Source organism: Gemmatimonadota bacterium (assembly GCA_026706345.1).
GTDB lineage: Bacteria > JAAXHH01 > JAAXHH01 > JAAXHH01 > JAAXHH01 > JAAXHH01.
Genome location: JAPOYX010000011.1, coordinates 43,955 through 60,653, shown reverse-complemented (window position 1 = coordinate 60,653; position 16,699 = coordinate 43,955). Strand labels below are relative to the sequence as shown.

6 protein-coding genes are annotated in these 16,699 nt (G+C 63.5%); 3 read left to right on the top strand and 3 right to left on the bottom strand.

Annotated features, from left to right (window positions below):
• Positions 1 to 2,130: autotransporter domain-containing protein (locus tag OXG98_00865; GenBank protein MCY3770563.1), on the top strand; the 2,130-nt coding region annotated here is incomplete at its 5' end.
• A 203-nt stretch (positions 2,131 to 2,333) separates the two neighbouring features.
• A complete protein-coding gene (locus OXG98_00860; protein MCY3770562.1) occupies positions 2,334 to 3,275 on the top strand; it encodes an alpha/beta hydrolase in 942 nt (313 codons plus the stop codon).
• Between the two features lie 15 nt (positions 3,276 to 3,290).
• Here the strand turns inward: OXG98_00860 and OXG98_00855 are convergent, their stop codons facing one another.
• Positions 3,291 to 5,048 (bottom strand): hypothetical protein, encoded by a 1,758-nt coding sequence (locus OXG98_00855; protein MCY3770561.1) that lies wholly within the window; start codon positions 5,046 to 5,048, stop codon positions 3,291 to 3,293.
• Between the two features lie 147 nt (positions 5,049 to 5,195).
• Here OXG98_00855 and OXG98_00850 point away from each other — a divergent pair, with 147 nt between their 5' ends.
• Positions 5,196 to 5,438, top strand: a complete 243-nt coding sequence (locus OXG98_00850) for an acyl carrier protein (GenBank protein MCY3770560.1) — start codon at positions 5,196 to 5,198, stop codon at positions 5,436 to 5,438.
• Positions 5,439 to 5,560: 122 nt separating this feature from the next.
• Here OXG98_00850 and OXG98_00845 read toward each other — a convergent pair whose 3' ends face one another.
• Positions 5,561 to 16,015, bottom strand: a complete 10,455-nt coding sequence (locus OXG98_00845) for an SDR family NAD(P)-dependent oxidoreductase (protein ID MCY3770559.1) — start codon at positions 16,013 to 16,015, stop codon at positions 5,561 to 5,563.
• 105 nt (positions 16,016 to 16,120) lie between these two features.
• The gene (locus OXG98_00840) at positions 16,121 to 16,699 is read right to left on the bottom strand and encodes an E3 binding domain-containing protein (GenBank protein MCY3770558.1); all 579 of its coding nucleotides are present in this window, start codon (positions 16,697 to 16,699) and stop codon (positions 16,121 to 16,123) included.

Sequence of the window (16,699 nt, the reverse complement as noted above, 5' to 3'; positions counted from 1 at the left end):
GACGTCCCCAAGTTGGGATACGCCCGCCAGTTCAAGGGTGAATTCCCGAGGCCGGACGGAAGCGTCCTCCCGATCGACGTAATCATCGGGTCGGGGCTTTACAATCCTGCACCCGATGAACCGCTGGAGATCACCCTGACGGTATCTCCCGCCACGCTGATGGAGGATGGCGGGGTCCAGACGGTGACGGTAACGGCCACGCAGTCCAGCGCACCGATTCCGGTAGCGTCGGTGATCGACCTTTCTCTGTCCGGCACCGCCACCGCCGACGATTACAGCGTCACGGGAGATCTGGTCATCACGATACCCGCCAGAGCGACGGAGGGGTCGACGGAACTGACCTTCACGGTCACGGACGACACGGTATATGAATCCGGGGGCGAGACGATTGTCATTACCGCACGCAGCGAGGATGTGGACCTCGATTCCGCCACGATTTCGGTGACCGATTCCTACGATGCTCCCGCGACGATTGGCACCCCGCCCGCGGTAACGCTGGAGGCGGGAGACGACGAGACGGTAGACGCGGGTCCGCTGTTCAGCGGTACGGATCTGAGCTACTCGGCGTCCTCGACGGATAACGGCGTCGTCGAAGCGGTCATGTCGGGCGCCGCGCTGACGGTAACGGGGGTGCGCAAAGGTGGCGCCACGGTCACCGTCTCGGCCCGCAACGCGGCGGGCGAGGCGAGTCTGACCGTCAGCGTGACCGTCACGGCCGTCGCGGCGGAACGGGAGGCCTACACGAACATCCTGGCGGCCATGGGGCGGAGCATGCTGTCCGGCGTCTCCTCCACCATTGGCGGCAGGTTCAGTGCGGTTGGTGGACGGGAGATCACCGTGGGAGGCCGCAGGATCGACGGTCTCGCCTCGGGCATCACGGCGCTGGCCGGACTGACCGGCCACGGCAGGCAGAGCGCATCGAAGGAGATGGCGTTGCTCCAGGGCGCGGAACGCCGCCATGGCGCGAGCGGCGACTACCTGCTGCGGACGAGTTCGTTCTCCTACGCGATGGAGGATCACACCGGCAGCGGCGGGCTCAGATGGTCCGTCTGGGGCGCCGGCGACCTGCAGAACTTCCAGGGTGAACCCGGGCCGGAAGAAAGTTACGACGGAAACCTCAGAACGGCGTATCTCGGGTTTGACGTGGCCACGGGGCGCAGCTGGTTGGCGGGTATCGCCTTTTCACGTGCAATGGGAGAGTCCGACTACGACGTTACCGTGGCGAGCGGCAGCCTGGAATCGCGTCTTACCGCGGTGCTGCCGTACTTGCATTGGACCTGCCCCACCGGATTCACGGAAGTGTGGTCGATCGTGGGACTCGGTACCGGCGAAGCCGAGGTAGAGGATGGCACGAGCGACCTGTCCATGCGCATGGGTATGCTGGGCGCACGGTCCCGGTTGGCCTCCTCGGGCGGTCTGGGGCTCGACCTGGTGGGCGACGCGGGGTTGCTACGCCTTTCCACCTCCGACAGTGAATCGGCCGCGCTGAGCGATATTACAACCGGCGTGCAGCGGATACGCGTCGGCCTGGAAGGATCGCGTTCGACCGCCCTCGCGGGCGGAACCACCATAACGCCCTACGCGCAGGTGGCCGGACGCTACGACGGAGGCGACGGCCAGACCGGACAGGGCCTCGAGGTCTCCGGCGGACTCCGCCTGACCGGCGGTCGCGTCGGCCTGAATGCCCGGGGCCGCTTCCTGGCGGTCCATACGGCCGAGGGTTACCGCGAGAACGGTGTTTCACTCGTCGCCTATCTGAGGCCGCAGGCGGACGGCCGGGGCCTTTCGATGTCCGTGGCGCCACGCATGGGCGCCGGAACCACAGACTCCGGCATGATGTGGCGCGAACAGCCCCTGGCCGGCTCCACCCTGCGCGGCGGCAGCCGCGCCCGTTCCCTGCAGGCCGAGGTGGGATACGGCCTCGCTTCATCGCCCACGGGCGTGCTCTTCACCCCCTTCGGCGACCTGTACCTCGACGGGGATGAACGCCGTCAGTTGCGGCTGGGCGCCCGCTTAGGCGCCGCGGACCTCGGTCGGCGCACCGGGTCCCTGGAGCTTTCCGGCACGCGGATCGACCGGCGCGGCGCATACGACCATCGCATCGGCCTCGTCGCACGCATGAGCTTCTGATCACGGTGTCTGGAGCTTCTTTGAAACAACGACGGAGGTGGTAGTGGGGCCATTTACGGTCGTGGGTGTATCTGTGGTTTATCGCTTGACGATTACCACGTCGCGCAATAGGTTACCGTCTGCCCCCAACTACTGATAAAAGCTGCAAGCAGGAGGGATTTCAAGGCTTCGGCGGAAGTCGGAAAGGGCAACTCGTAAAATATATGGCGCTAGAACAGACCTGGATCGTACCCGATCCCCATTCATCGTGTGAAGTCCGCCTCGACGATGAGACCGTGACCGTGCTGCGCAGGCATGGGAATCCGCAAGGACCACGCCTCGTCCTGAGCCACGGCAACGGACTCGCCATTGACCTTTACTATCCTTTCTGGTCTCTTCTCACCGACGACTACGATCTGATCCTATACGACCAGCGAAATCACGGCTGGAATACCGTCGGCGATCAGCAGAAACACGATGTGCCGACGTTGATCCACGACCAGTGCCTGATCCTCAAGGCCATCGATGATCAATTCGGTCAGAAGCCGAAAGTCGGCGTATACCACTCCGTCTCGGCATTGATCACCCTGCTGTCCATCTCGACTTTCAAGGATCTGATTTCGTCGGGCCCGGCGATTGATTTCGCCGGACTGGTCCTATTCGATCCCCCCCTCTGCAAGCCAGGGATAAGCCAGGTTGAATTCGACGCCGCCGCGGAACAGGTCGCCGCCGCCACGAGACGCCGCGGGCATCTGTTTCAGACGGAAGAGGATTTCGTGGAGATCCTCAGTTACTCGCCCAGTTTCGTCCATGTCGTACCCGGGGGCCGGGAACTCATGGCGAAGACGACGCTGCGAAAGACCGAGAAGGGGGACGGTTTCGAATTGCGATGTCCGCGGGAATACGAGGCCCAGATCATCGACTATTCGAGAAGTTACTCGGTACTTGTGGATTTTGATGAACTTGCCTGCCCGACCAAGGTCGTCGGGGCGGACCCCACGCTCCCCTATTCCTACCTGCCGACCCTGGACCTGCGCGACATGGTGACGGTCGACTACGACTTCCTGCCTGAAACGACCCATTTCTTTCCACTGGAACAGCCGGGGGAATGCGTATCGTTGCTCCGGGATTTCCTCGAAAGCAACGGGCTGGCGCATCCGGCTTGAGCCGGTTGGAGCGCTTTAACCGTCAGGGTCCGCCGCCGCGGCTTTAACGCGCACGGTGACGATATCCGTGTCGTGATACTGCTGGTGGCGTACGGACGACGCGAGGTGCCGCAGGAGCCGAAGAGATACCTCTTGTTCGATGGACGTTTCGTCAGACTCGTCGGGTAACATGGCGAGCCTGTCCTGGATGTTCCCGCCCCTCGGTGTAACGACGAACTCGAGTACCGCCCCGCCTTCTTCCCTGAATACTACCAGCCGCAGACTTCTCCGCTCACGCTCTCCGCGTTCTTCCTCCCGGAGGAGCGTCAGCAGGGCCTCTTCGCCGACGGCGTCGAGCCGGTCTGCCATGGCCGCGTCCCAGCCGGACCGGGAGGCGAAGTCTCCGAGGAACGATCGGATTTCAGTCAAGGCGGACATGTCCAGTTCCGTTTCCATCCGGTAGCGGCGATATCCCGTGGCGCTGAGCGCCAGGTTGAGGAGAATAGCCACCAGGCCCCCCGCGGTCATGCCGTTCCGAAACAGACCGCCCGCGAACTGCGAGACAAACTCCGGGTAGATCAGTTCGTATTGCAAACTGAATCCCACCAGAAACGCCGCGCCTACGATGAAACTCTTGTTCTTGTCGAGTCCGTCCTGGATGACGATCTTGAGACCCACGATGAAGAGCATCGCCAGCAGCACGATGAAGTACGCCGCGAAGACCGGATCCGGAATCGCCAGGACCAGGGCGAACACCTTCGGCAGGAACACGAGCACCACAAACGCTCCGCCGGTGAAAAGACCTACCTTCCTGGCGGCGACGCCGGTGAGTTCGATAAGCGGCACGCTGGTCGTGTAGGTCGTACCCGGTACGGTCCCCGCGAGTCCGGAGAGAAAAGATCCGACGCCGTCAACCGTCATGGCGCCCTGAATCGATCTGAAATCCACCGCCCTGGACTGTCTCCATGAGACGCGCTGTATGGCGACGCAACTGCTGAGCGTTCGGAGCGAGACGATCACCGCCACCAGCAGAAAGCCCGGAAACAGCACCCAGAAGTCGGTCCCGAAATCGAGGTTGAAACCAGGCCATTCCATTGCGGGCAGGTCGATCCAGTCCGCCATGAGAACGCGATGCACGTCATACAGGCCGAACGAGCCTGCCACCACAGAGCCTGCCACCACGCCAATGATGGGCGCCCAGAGTCGCAGCCCGGCGGTACCTTTCAGCGTAAGTCCCGAAATGACGACCACGGTTATCGCGGCGCTGAGGATGGCGCCGAGCGACATCCGGCCATCCGGCGTCGACGACAGCATATCGCCCATAACAGGCATCAACGTAATCGGAATCAGCATGATCACGGTGCCGGAAACCGTCGGAGTGAGGATCCGCTGGAATAACGAAAGCCGCCAGGAAAGCGCAATGGGTACAAGCGAGGATATGACGACGAGTACCGCGAGAAGGGCCGGACCGCTTGCGGCCAATGCCTCGATGCAGATCGATATATACGCCGCGGACGTACCCATGACCAGGAGACGGCCCGAACCGATCCTGCCGAAGCGAAGGGCCTGCAGCATCGTGGTCGCGCCGCAGACCGCGACGGAGGCGAACACGGCCCACGCGACGTAGTCTTCCGATTGTCCCGCCGCCCGCATGACGATCGTAGGGATAATCATCACCGCGGCGATATTGAGCAGGGCCAACTGCAGTCCGAGGCCGAGCGCGAGCATCGTCGGAGGAGGTTCATCCGGTTGATACCGCAAGCCTGATCGGACGACGGATCCGCCGGAACTCATTTGGAAGTTTCTCCTGTCTGCCGCCTGCGTATGGTCTGCACGATTTCTTTGAAAGTTCAGTTGCTTTTGTAAAGTACAGTTATTATACTATTGTTCGTACTTCAATTAATCGTTATTGTTCGTTCCCTTACTGAAAGGAAGGCGTCTATGGCAACGACCGCTGATCGTATCAGAAAACTCATCGAGGACAACCTGGAGGTCGACGGGCAACCCATCGCGTTGCCGGATGATCTCAACATCAGTCTTTCGGATGCTGGCGTTTCCTCCGTGGACATTCTTGCGTTTGCCAAGCTTGTCGCCGAGGAATTCAACATGGAATTCTCCCCTCAGGATTGTGTCGACGTCAAGACGGTGCAGGAGCTGGTCAGCCGCCTGGACGCCGCCGCCTGAGCACTCCTTCCGACTGTCGCACGTTACGACTAGTCGTGCGAAATACCAGCCCGTCTGTGAATTCACCCGAGAATCCGCAGACGGGTTTCGTGTGTTTAGCGTAGTAGGCCTGCCGTTGGCGCTTAGCGAATCCAGAAGCTCATGCGCTGGAACGGATAGCCGGGCAGGGAGCGTCTTCGACGGGATTCGCCCGCGAACAGCCCTCCAGGTGATACCGGCAATCCGATTTCGTAGGCCGTCTTCACGGCTTGCAGGAAACCGTCTCCTTCCTCGCCGTCGATTTCATCAGATGCATGAGAGACGCTGCCGAACAGGGTGGGAACCGCTTCGGTTTCATCCGCCGACTTTTTCGGCCATGCTTCGGTGATACTCGACGCGAACTTCGAAATCGGGCCAATCTCTATCAGCGTATCCACAGCAAGGTCGACCAGGCCTCGCGCGGTAGCCCCCGATCCCTCGCCCTTGTCCTCGACCGTCTGATGGATCCAGCGGTCCAGGTCCGCCATCTCCGCCGGTCCCACTCTGTTACCCGTGTCGCCGCTGATGATCGTCAGTGAAGGCGTCGATACGGATATCCCATCCAGTTTGGTCTTCGATGCTACTGCGGCTGCCGGTACATCGCGTGCTTCATCAATAGACCTGAGGATCTCCCCGCGCGCCAGTGCGATGCGGAGTCCCTCGTCGAGTGTGAACGCTCCGGCAGCCTGCGCGGCGGCGATCTCCCCGGCGTTTCGGCCACAGACTGCCGAGGGCCGTACATCCATGCTGGACCACAGCGCGGTGATCGCGCACTGGATCGCATAGGCCGCCGGATCCGTCCAGGCCGGATCGTCGATCGGATGCTCCGTACCTTCCCCGTCGAACAGGGGATCGAGCAGGGAGGCGTCCGTTACGCCGCGGAACAGCGTTTCGCAGTGATGCAGGACGCCTCGCACAACGGGTTCCGAATCGTACAGGCGCTTGCCGATATCCCGCCATCCGCCGTCCCATCCATCATATACGAAAGCCACCTTCGGCGCGGTCGCGGCCATGTTTATCCAGTTCGACTCGACAGCATCTGAACGGCCTTCATTCGACGCGAGTTTCTCCAGCGCTTCTCGGAGCGTCGCGACATCGCGAAACACCACGCCGTTCCGGCAATTGAAGTGGCTTCTTCCCACGCTCGCGGTCCAGGTTATGTCTGCCAGGAACTCTTCTTCCGACTCCGCGTTTGAACCGTCCGCGAGATATCGATCCAGCCAGGACAGGTAACTTTCCGCAAGTTCCCTGAGCGCCGCCGGGTTCTTGCCCGAGAGCGGCAGGAGGCGGTTCGCCCGCGCTCCGGGACCGGTCTTGCCCCCCTGCGATTCCGGGACGCCCGCGGGCAGTTTCACCGCGACGGTCTGCCGGGCGCCGGCCGCATCGATCTCCGCTTCCGCCGATTGCGCGCCGTCGTCGCGCGACCCATAACCTTCGACCACCACGTGGGCGTTCGCCCCGGATATGCCGAAGGCGCTGACCGCCGCGCGATGCGGCCGGTCGGGATGGGTGGGCCAGTCCACCGCTTCCGAGGCCACTCGCACGGGAAGTCGATCCCAATCCACGTTCGGGTTCGGGTTTTCAAAATGCAGTTGTTTCGGAATGCGCCTGTGGCGAATCGCCATAACCACTTTGATCAGTCCGGCGAGACCGGCAGCTGACTCGAGATGGCCGATATTGGTCTTCACCGACCCGACCAGGAGCGGCCGGTCCGGCGCGCGGCCCTTGCCGTAAACCGCGGCGGCCGCCTGCACTTCGATCGGGTCGCCCAGCGCCGAGCCGGCGCCGTGGGCTTCCAGGTAGTCCACTTCCGCAGGATCAAAGCCCGTCTGCGCCAGCGCGTCTTCGATCACGCGTTCCTGCGCGGGACCGTTGGGCACGGTGGGACCAGCGGTCGCGCCGTTCTGATTGGTTGCTGAACCCCGGATGACCCCCCAGATGCGGTCGCCGTCCGCCTGCGCATCGCTTAATCGTTTCAACACCACCACGCCGCAGCCTTCGCCGCGCACGAAACCGTCAGCCCTGGCGTCGAAGGCGTAGCAACGACCTTGATTGGACAGCATGCCCAGGTAGGCCATTTCCGACGTGATATCGGGGGACAGTATCGTATTCACGCCGCCGGCAAGGGCAAGGTCCACTTCTCCGAGACGAAGGCTGGCCACGGCCTGGTGTACGGCGAACAGCGCCGAGGCGCAGTTCAGTTCCACGGGTACCGAGGGACCCTCCAGGCCCAACAGGAAGGATATCCGGCTTACGGCCAGGCTTCTTGCGGTACCCAGGTAATTGACCCCGCCTCCCCGGCTCTGCATCAGATCGCGGTACTCGCTGGAAGATATGCCCGTGTACACGCCCGTACGCGAACCCCGGAGCCGGTCGGGATTGATTCCCGCGTCGTCGATCGCGTGCCAGCTCGTCTCCAGCAGGAGCCGCTGCTGGGGATCCATGCTGCGCGCTTCCAGGGGCGATACCCTGAAGAATCTCGCGTCGAACCGGTCGATGCCTTCTATGAATCCCGCCCGGCGCCAACCTTCGCCGCCCGGGTCCGACCCGTCTGGCGATACATTCGCCGATTCGGTGTCGGGACGCACGTCCACGACGGCATCCGTACCTTTTTCCAGCATGCTCCAGAAGGCGTTCAAGTCCGGTGCGCCGGGAAAACGGCACGCCATGCCTATGATGGCGATGCCTTCGTTTTCGGTCCGAGAAACGGTACCGCTCGCGGTCCCGGTGGGCGCCGCCGGGGCGGCAGAGGAAACGCTCTCCTTCCCAGGGGGCGATTCCGGGGAGGCGATGGCAAAGCGGCCGGATTCGGCGGGTGCCTCCGAAGCCGAGGTTTCGCTTCCGCCACTGCCGCTGGATACAGGATCACCGCTGTCCACTTCCGCGTCACCGATCTCATCCATCAAGTGGGTGGCAAGCGACGCGATATCCGGATAGTCGAAGACCAGGGTGTTGGGCGCCGTATAGCTGCCCGCAAGGGCGCGGTTCAACCGGTTCCGCAGTTCGACCGCCATCAGCGAATCCATGCCCAGGTCGAAAAACCCCACCGAAGGAGCGGGTGCGGATGGCAGCCGAAGCACCGATTGCACTTCCTGTTGCAGGAAGGAAGTCAACAGGCCTTCGCGCTCCCCCGACGGTGAACGCTGCAGGCGCGTCAGCACGTCATCGGATGAATCCGGAGCCTCTTCAATCGCCTCCTGGGCAGCCGTAAGCAGGTCCTCGAGCAAGGGCGGCCGGCTTTCCGCCGCTTCTTCGAACACGGACCAGTCCATCGCCATGACCACGGAATGGGTTCCATTCTGCCGGACCAGCCGGTCCAGCGCCCTCAGGCCCTGCTGCGGGGTAAACCAGCGGCCGCCTAGCGCCGCGCGCTGGCTTTCGATCCGTTCCTTCTGCTCCGCCGCCTCGCCGATCTCCGACCAGGCGCCCCAGGCAATGGCCTGGCCCGGAAGCCCCATTGCCCGTCGGTAGCCGGCAAGCTGATCCAGGAACGCATTGGCCGAGGCGTGGTTTGACTGGCCCGGGTTGCCCATGACGCCGACTCTGCTCGAGAACAGTACGAACAGGTCCAGATCCCGGTCCAGGGTCGCCCGGTGCAAATGCCAGGCGCCGAGGATCTTTGGCCACAGCACGGTCTCGAATTTCTCCCAGCTCTGATTCCCCAGGGCGCCGTCCGATAGGACGCCCACGCTGTGGATCACCCCTCCCAGGGGAGGCAGTTCCCGATCCATGCGCTCAAGCATGGCATCCACCGCGGCCTGGTCCGTCACGTCCGCCAATTCCACGTTAACCGTTACACCCTGTTTCCGGAGCGCCTCGATGGCCTCCTCGGCTTCCGCGTCCGGACTGCGACGTCCGTTCAGCACGATCGTGCCCGCGCCCCGGTCCGCCAGCCAGCCCGCCACAGCGCATCCGATGCCTCCCAGGCCCCCCGTCACCAGGTAAGTGCGATCCTGCTTCAATCGGCCAGTGACCAGGGGTGGAGGAGTTACGACAATCTTTCCAAGGTGCCGGGCGGATCGCATGAACGACAGGGCGGCTCCTGCCTCGGCCAGCGGCCACCGGCTGTGTATGATCGGCTTCAGTTCTCCCGCTTCCAGGCGCTCCATGATTTTCCTGAGAACGCGGCCCACCCATGCGGGATCCGTCTTTTTCAGCACATCCAGTTCCAAGATGTCGTAGGCCACGTCAGGACGCAACGCGGCCATCTCGTCCTCGCTCAGGATATCCCGCCGGGCCATTTCCACGAAACGGCCGTCGGGTTTGAGACAGGACAGGCTGGCTTCGATGAAACCCTCTCCAGTCAGGCTGTTCAGCACCACGTCCACCCCTTCGCCGTCCGTGGCATCGAGGATATCCTGGCCGAATTCCGTCGTGCGGCTGTCGTAAATGTGCTCAACGCCCAGCGACCGCAGGTACGCCTGTTTCGGCGCGCTTGCCGTGGCATGAACCTCCGCCCCGGCGGCCTGTACCAGCTGGACTGCCGCCAGGCCCACGCCACCCGCCCCGGCGTGGATGAGTACCTTCTCCCCGGCCTCGAGTCCCGAATACTCGAAGGACAGCGCGGCCGATACGAAAGCGCTCGGAATGGTGGCGAGTCCAGTGACTGAAAAACCAGTCGGCGCGGGCGCCACGAGTTCCTCATGGGTAATCATCCGGGGCCCGAAAGCGCCGAATCCCAGTCCCACCACATGGTCGCCAACGGTTACGGACGAGACCTCGGAGCCCACCTCCATGATGTAGCCGCACATCTCGCGGCCCAGCAGCCCCTCCTCGATAAAACCGAGAGACCGGAATACATCCCAGAAGTTAAGGCCGGCCGCCTCGACGGCGACGCGGACTTCCCAGGGCTCGAGGGGACGCGGCGGCAACGGCTGTACAAAGGGTTGGTCGAACACGCCCGCCGTGTCGGGAGCCAGCACCCAGTCCGGATCTTCCGGAAAGTCCAGGCGGTCTGCTCCGTCTCCCAGTCGAACCAGCCGTGCCACCATCCGGCGTTCCCGCCGGTAGACGATGTGGTTTTCATCGTCGGGGTACATGAGTTCGTTGACGAGGTCGGGGGCCGGCGCCATCTCAGCGGGATCCAGATCCAGCATCCTGGGTTGCAGATGGGGCGCCTCCCGGGCTACGCCTTTGCCGAATCCCCACAGGGCGGCGCCAACGATCTCACCGCCGATTTCACGTTCCAGTACTTGCGAGCCGCGGGTGACGAACCAGACCCCGCTGGAGGGGTTCGAATCGGCGTCTATCAGTCCCTGAACGATGGCTAAGGCGCTGGCGCCGACGCGCTTGACATCCTCCGCCATTTCATCTGTAGTGGACTGCACACCGTTGCCATCCATTCCCGCGAGATGAACCACGCCGCTGAATGAGGTTTCCCGCGGTATGCTTTCTATCAGCGATCGCCAGGATTCGCGGCGAACACTTTCCAGGTTGGTCCGGATGATGCCGGGTCCGGTCGAGGCAGGGGGTGCGCCTTGCGATGTGCCATGCCGCACCAGGTATACCGTCTGGTTCCGCGCCGCCAGCGCGGAGGCGAGTTCCGCTGCGCGTCCTCCCCGGTCCTCGGTGAGAATCCAGGCGCCGGCAGGCTCGGACACCTTCGCCGGACCCTGGGCTACGATGACCCCCTTGTCCAGCGTCCTGGACGCCTCCGAATCGTCCGGTCCGCCAGGTCCCAGCACTTCCGCTTCCGCGAAACCCGCGTCGCCAAGGGCCTGCCGCCAGACCTCGGGGCTTGCCAGGGCATGATGCGGCCGGTAGTCATCCGCGAACCGCCACCAGCCGTCGAGCTGACCGAAGGTGAGGTCCATCCAACCCAGTCCACTGAGGTTCTCGAGCGCGATCAGATGGCCGGACGGCGCGAGCAGATCCCTGCAGTGACCGAGCGTCTCCTGCAGGTACCGTGTCGCGTGCAATACATTTGACGCGATCAGCAGGTCGTAGCCGTGCGGTTCGAATCCCTGTTCGATCGGATCCTTCTCGATATCCAGCGGTCGATAGTCGATGGACCCGCCACTATCGCCGAACCGTGCCTCCGCCTCGGAGAAGAAGCCCGCGGAGATATCCGTATAGGTGTAGGTGAACCGCCCCTCCGGAAGCTCCGGAAGTACGGACGCGGTCGCGGACCCCGTGCCGGCACCGACTTCGATCACCCTGAGGCGTCGGCCTTCCGGCTGTGCGGACACCAACGTCTGGACCGCCTCCGACAGCATCTTGTTTGCCGCATGGGCGACGGGGGCCTTCAGATACAGGTCTCCCGCCGTCGGTTCTCCGCTGCTGAACAGGAGGGTAAGGGGGTCCTCCCTTCCGCGAAGCACTTCCGCCAGGGCGAGGCCGGACCGGCGAAACAGTCCGATCTCGATCTGTCCCTGGGCATACGTGTCCTTCATCCAGTCGGCGAACTCCTCGAGGTCGGCGGGCATGTGCTCCGGGAGCGGATCCTCCGGACCCACGACCACGAGGAATCCGTCATCCCGCTCCTCCATCACGCCCGATTTTGCGAGCATCTCGAAGAGCCGGCGAAAGAGGCGGGTGTGCTCGGGCTGTACGTCTAACTTCTGCCTGAGATCCTCCGGGTCCACCACGGCCCCTTTTTCACGCTGCCAGCCCAGTTCCCCCAGTGTCGCGAGCGCACGGGACCGCGACCATCGCTCCAGATCCGCCAGCAGGGCGCTTCGGTTCTCCGGATCGACCTCGGCGTCTGTCAGGTAGCCCGTAAACAGCTGCGCGTTATCCGCTACCGCGGATGGACTCGGGAAGAAATCCGCCGCTTCGATACCCTGCGGCAAAGCGCGCTCTCGCCACACCACCTCGTACAGCAGGTCCTGGACCCCTTCGACCGCCGCCAGCAGGGCCGACTGGGTCGCCCGTTTCACCGTGTAGCCACTCAGGCGACCGACCAGCATTCCGGTCGGGTCGAAGATGCGCATTTCCCCGCTCAGTACCTCCGGCGTCTCATCCGGGTTGGCTTCGGCATCGCGCGAAGATTCGCTGAGCGCCACGTGGCAGACTACCCGGTCCGGAAGCCGCCCGGCCAGCCACATCCGGTCCCAGCCGAAGGGAAGATAAGTGACGCCGCCCTCGGTTCCCGTCACGTTTCGCGCCACGCCCATGACCTGGAAGCAACCGTCCAAAACGAGTGGGTGCACGTCCAGTCCGTCCCTGGCGTGGGATTCCGGTAAAGATACCTCCGCTACCGCCTCGCCCGGCCGGGACCATGCGTTCCCGAGCGTGCGGAAGTTGGGACCGAGATCGACTCCCGTACTCGCTCTGTGCCGGTAGTAGTCCGCGGCGTCCACGGACGCGAGTCCGGCTTTCAGCGATTCCAGGTCGAACCGCCTGCCGGCTTCCGGATCCGGAACGCCTTGTGCCAGGCGTCCTTCCACGTGGACCGTCCAAACGCCCTCATTCCCCTTGCTGTATATCTGCAGGTTCCTGGCTGAGGCCGTTTCGGCAGCATCGAGTACGACCTGTACGCTTCGGCCGTTCTCTCCCGTCTCGTCATCCTCGAAGACCATGGCGTTGTGCAACTGCATGTCTTCCAAGGTGATCGGCCCACTCTCCTCAAGCATCGACACGGCGCATGCCATGGATCCATATAGGGCGCCGGGTGCCAGGACGCGATTAAACACCCGGTGGTCGTCCAGCCATACGGGATCAGTGGGGAAAATCTCGGTCTCGAACGTAATCTCTCCGCGGGCGGACTCGCGGCGTTCGCCCAGCAGGGGGTGTCCGGCGGAGCTCCTATGCTGCCTGGACGTTTCGACCCAGTGACGCTGGCGTTGGAAAGGATATCCCGGCAAGGAAACTCTTCGCCTGGATTCCCCGGCGAAGAGTCCCTCGAAGCGTATCGGCTGTCCGGCTTCGTACACCGACGCTATCGCTTTCAGGAAACTGCCTTTTTCCGTCTCGGGGGTATCACTGGAGGGCCTGCTTAGACTGGGTACTATCGAAGGTGCGGGGGACTGTGGCGAATCCGGCCACGCCGAGACCGTCATGGGCGTCAGGATCGCATGCGGACCGATCTCGACGACCAGGTCCACGCCGAGTCCGGCCAGCGTGCCGGCACTCCGTGCGAAAGCCACGGGTTCCCGCGCGTGCCGTTTCCAATAGGCCCCGTCAAATGCGTGTTCCGGCTCCACCGCCTGGCCGGTGAGATTGCTGACGACGGTGATCGAAGGGGAATGGATGGTTACCCCATCGAGGGAGGATTCCAGGGCATCCAGGGCCGGTTCCACCAGGGCGCTGTGGAATGCCCGGGTGGTGTTCAACCGCCTTACACGGATCTCCTTCGATTCGAAGTGACGCAGGACGGCTTCGATGCCGGCGAGCGTCCCGCTCACCACCTGGTGCGAACCGTTGTCCGCAGAGACATTGCATCCGATTCCGCCGTCCGCGCCGTTCTCCCCGTTCAATGCTTCCAATTCCGATGCGACCCGTTCCACCGGAGCGAAGACCGCGGCCATGGCGCCCTCTTCGGTTCCGGACAGCAGGATGCCGCGTGCGGAGGCGAACCGCATCCCGTCCTCCAGGCTGAATACGCCCGCGGCATGGGCCGCGGCCAGTTCGCCGACACTGTGTCCCATGACCACGCCGGGCCGTACGCCCACGCTCGACCAGAGGGCCGTCAGCGCGCTTTCCAACGCGAAAAGCGCCGGCTGCTCCCAGGCCGTGTCATTCAGCGGCCCTTCCGCATCGTTACGGCCGAACATCACGTCCAGGAGGGAGGTGCCGCGGACCTCGTGAAATACCGCCTCACATCGATCCAGCACTGCCCGCGCTACGGGCTCCTGTTCGTACAGCGCCTTGCCCATGCCGACCCACTGGCTTCCCTGTCCGGTGTAGACAAACGCGACCTTCGCCGGTTTCGGGGAGATCTCGATGGGGCCGTCTTCAGTCAGTCCGGTGAGCCGTTCGCGCAAAGAGCCGAGGTCGTGGAAGGCAATGCCCGCACGGTGATCGAAATGGCTCCTGCCCACACCGGACGTCCAAGCCATGTCTGCAAGGTGCTCTTCCAGGCCGGCATCGCCGGCGGTCGAATCGGCGGCACGTTGGTCGAGCCAGGACAGGTAACGGCCCGCCAGTTCGCGCAACGCGTTTTCCGATTTGCCTGAAAGCGGAAGCAGACGGGCCTTGCGCGGTTCCATGTCGCCCGGCGGACCGGATACGGTATCCATCGCTTCAGGCAACGAAACGGCCAGAGCGATGGGCGAGCCGGCAACCTCGCGTCCGCTGTCCTGGTTTTCATCCTGCGGGCGGTATTCTTCCACCACGATGTGGGCGTTGGTACCGGAAATGCCGAAGGAGTTCACACCCGCCATGCGCTTACGTCCACCGGTACGCGGCCAGTCCGTCATCTCCGATGTAACCCGCAAGGGAAGGTTTTCCCAATCGATACCGGGGTTCGGGTCGTGGAAGTGAAGGTGCTTCGGGATCACTCCGTGCCTTACCACCAGGGCGGCCTTGATCAGTCCGGCGACCCCCGCGGCCGACTCCAGGTGGCCTACGTTTGTCTTAACGGAACCCGTCAGCAGCGGACGGTCGGCGTCGCGTCCCCGGCAGTAGACCTCGGACACGGCATCGATCTCTATCGGGTCGCCGACGGTCGTTCCGGTTCCGTGCGCCTCAAGGTATTCCACATCGGAAGGAGATACCCCCGCCTGGTCCAGCGCGTCTTCGATCACCCGGATGAGTGCGGGGGTATGGGGGACGGTCAAACCGGTGCTGGCGCCGCCGTGGTTTATCGCCGAACCGCGGATTACGCCCCAGATCCGGTCGCCATCGGCCTCCGCCTCGCTCAGCCGCTTCAGGACCACCACGCCGCACCCTTCGCCTCGTACGTAACCGTTCGCCGTTGCGTCGAACGTCTTGCACTGTCCGTCCGGAGACAGCATCATCGCGTCGGCGCGCAATTCGTAGATACGCGGATTCAGGAGCGCCTGCACGCCGCCCGCAAGGGCAAGGTCCGCCTTGCCGTGCTGCAGGTCCGACACGGCGTCATGGATCGACACCAGCGATGATGCGCAGGCGGCGTCCACCGCCTTTACGGGACCCATCAGACCCAGTACGAAGGCGACCCTGCCGCAGGTACCGTTCAGATTCGTGCCGCTCAGGGCGTAAAGACAGGAGGCCGCGTCGGTGGGCCGGGTGGATTCCAGGACCAGCATGCGATATTCGTCGTTGCTGATCCCGGTGTAGACCCCGGTACGGCTGCCTTTCAGGCTGTCCGGTTCGATCCCCGCGTCCTCCAGGGCCTGCCAGCTTGTCTCCAGCGTCATCCGCTGCTGCGGGTCCAGCAACTGTGCTTCGACCGGAGAAATACGGAAGAAGGACTCGTCGAACTGGTCTATGTCGTCCACGAAGGCGCCGTACCTGCAGCCGTCGCTGATCACCGCGCCTTCGGGGAAAAGGGTGCCGATTCGTCCGATGCCCGATCCGGGAACGCCCTCGGTAACCGCATTCCCACCCGCTTCAAGCAGCTGCCAGAATGAATCCAGGTCCGGTGCGCCGGGGAACCGGCACGCCATGCCGATGATCGCGATCGACTGTTCGACCACGGCCTTTCCCCTGTTTTTATCCCCGGATCGATCAGCCGGGGATTCGGCCGTTCGTGATAGTAAGTCTGACGACATGGTCGTCCCCTTTCTTCAAGAGGATCGGGTTTACAGTTCCTTGCTTTCCCCGAAACCTATTTCCGGTTTTTCATCCAACTGCCTGATCCGCTGCAGGAACCGGGCGGCCTCAAGTACGTCCCGCTCCACGATCCGGCCCGATCGCCCGGTACCCTTGAGCCGGCGCCAGTCGATCCCCGCGCTTCTTGCCGCTCGCCGGGCCCGTGGGCTGATCGCGGGTACGCCGCTTTCGCGGCCCGTCGCCGCCGACGCGGCCCGTTCATGTTCGACCCTGATCGCGGGCTCCGGAGAAGATACCCCCGCGGATGTTGCCCCATGCATATTGACCGACTGGACCTTGTTCGGATCAAAGGCCTCTATTTCGTGTTCGGCAACAATGTACCCCAGCAACGTCCCCACCGGCACCGTCTTGCCCGGAGGCGGCGAAGCATCCGGGATTTTCAGGATCCCGCTATCGAAGGATTCGATATCCGTCGCGGCCTTGTCGCCCTCGATGGTGCACACCGTTTCGCCCTGGTGGACGGTCTCGCCGTCCTGCTTCAGCCATTCGACCAGCGTGCCTTCTTCCATGTTCCAGCCCAGACGGGGCATAACGATTTCGTAGGACAT

What these genes read in the sequence shown, in the direction of transcription:
- OXG98_00860 (MCY3770562.1), top strand. Translation starts at nt 2,334, where the DNA reads ATGGCGCTAGAACAGACCTGGATCGTACCCGATCCCCATTCATCGTGT.
- OXG98_00855 (MCY3770561.1), bottom strand. Translation starts at nt 5,048, where the DNA reads ATGAGTTCCGGCGGATCCGTCGTCCGATCAGGCTTGCGGTATCAACCG.
- OXG98_00850 (MCY3770560.1), top strand. Translation starts at nt 5,196, where the DNA reads ATGGCAACGACCGCTGATCGTATCAGAAAACTCATCGAGGACAACCTG.
- OXG98_00840 (MCY3770558.1), bottom strand. Translation starts at nt 16,699, where the DNA reads ATGTCCTACGAAATCGTTATGCCCCGTCTGGGCTGGAACATGGAAGAA.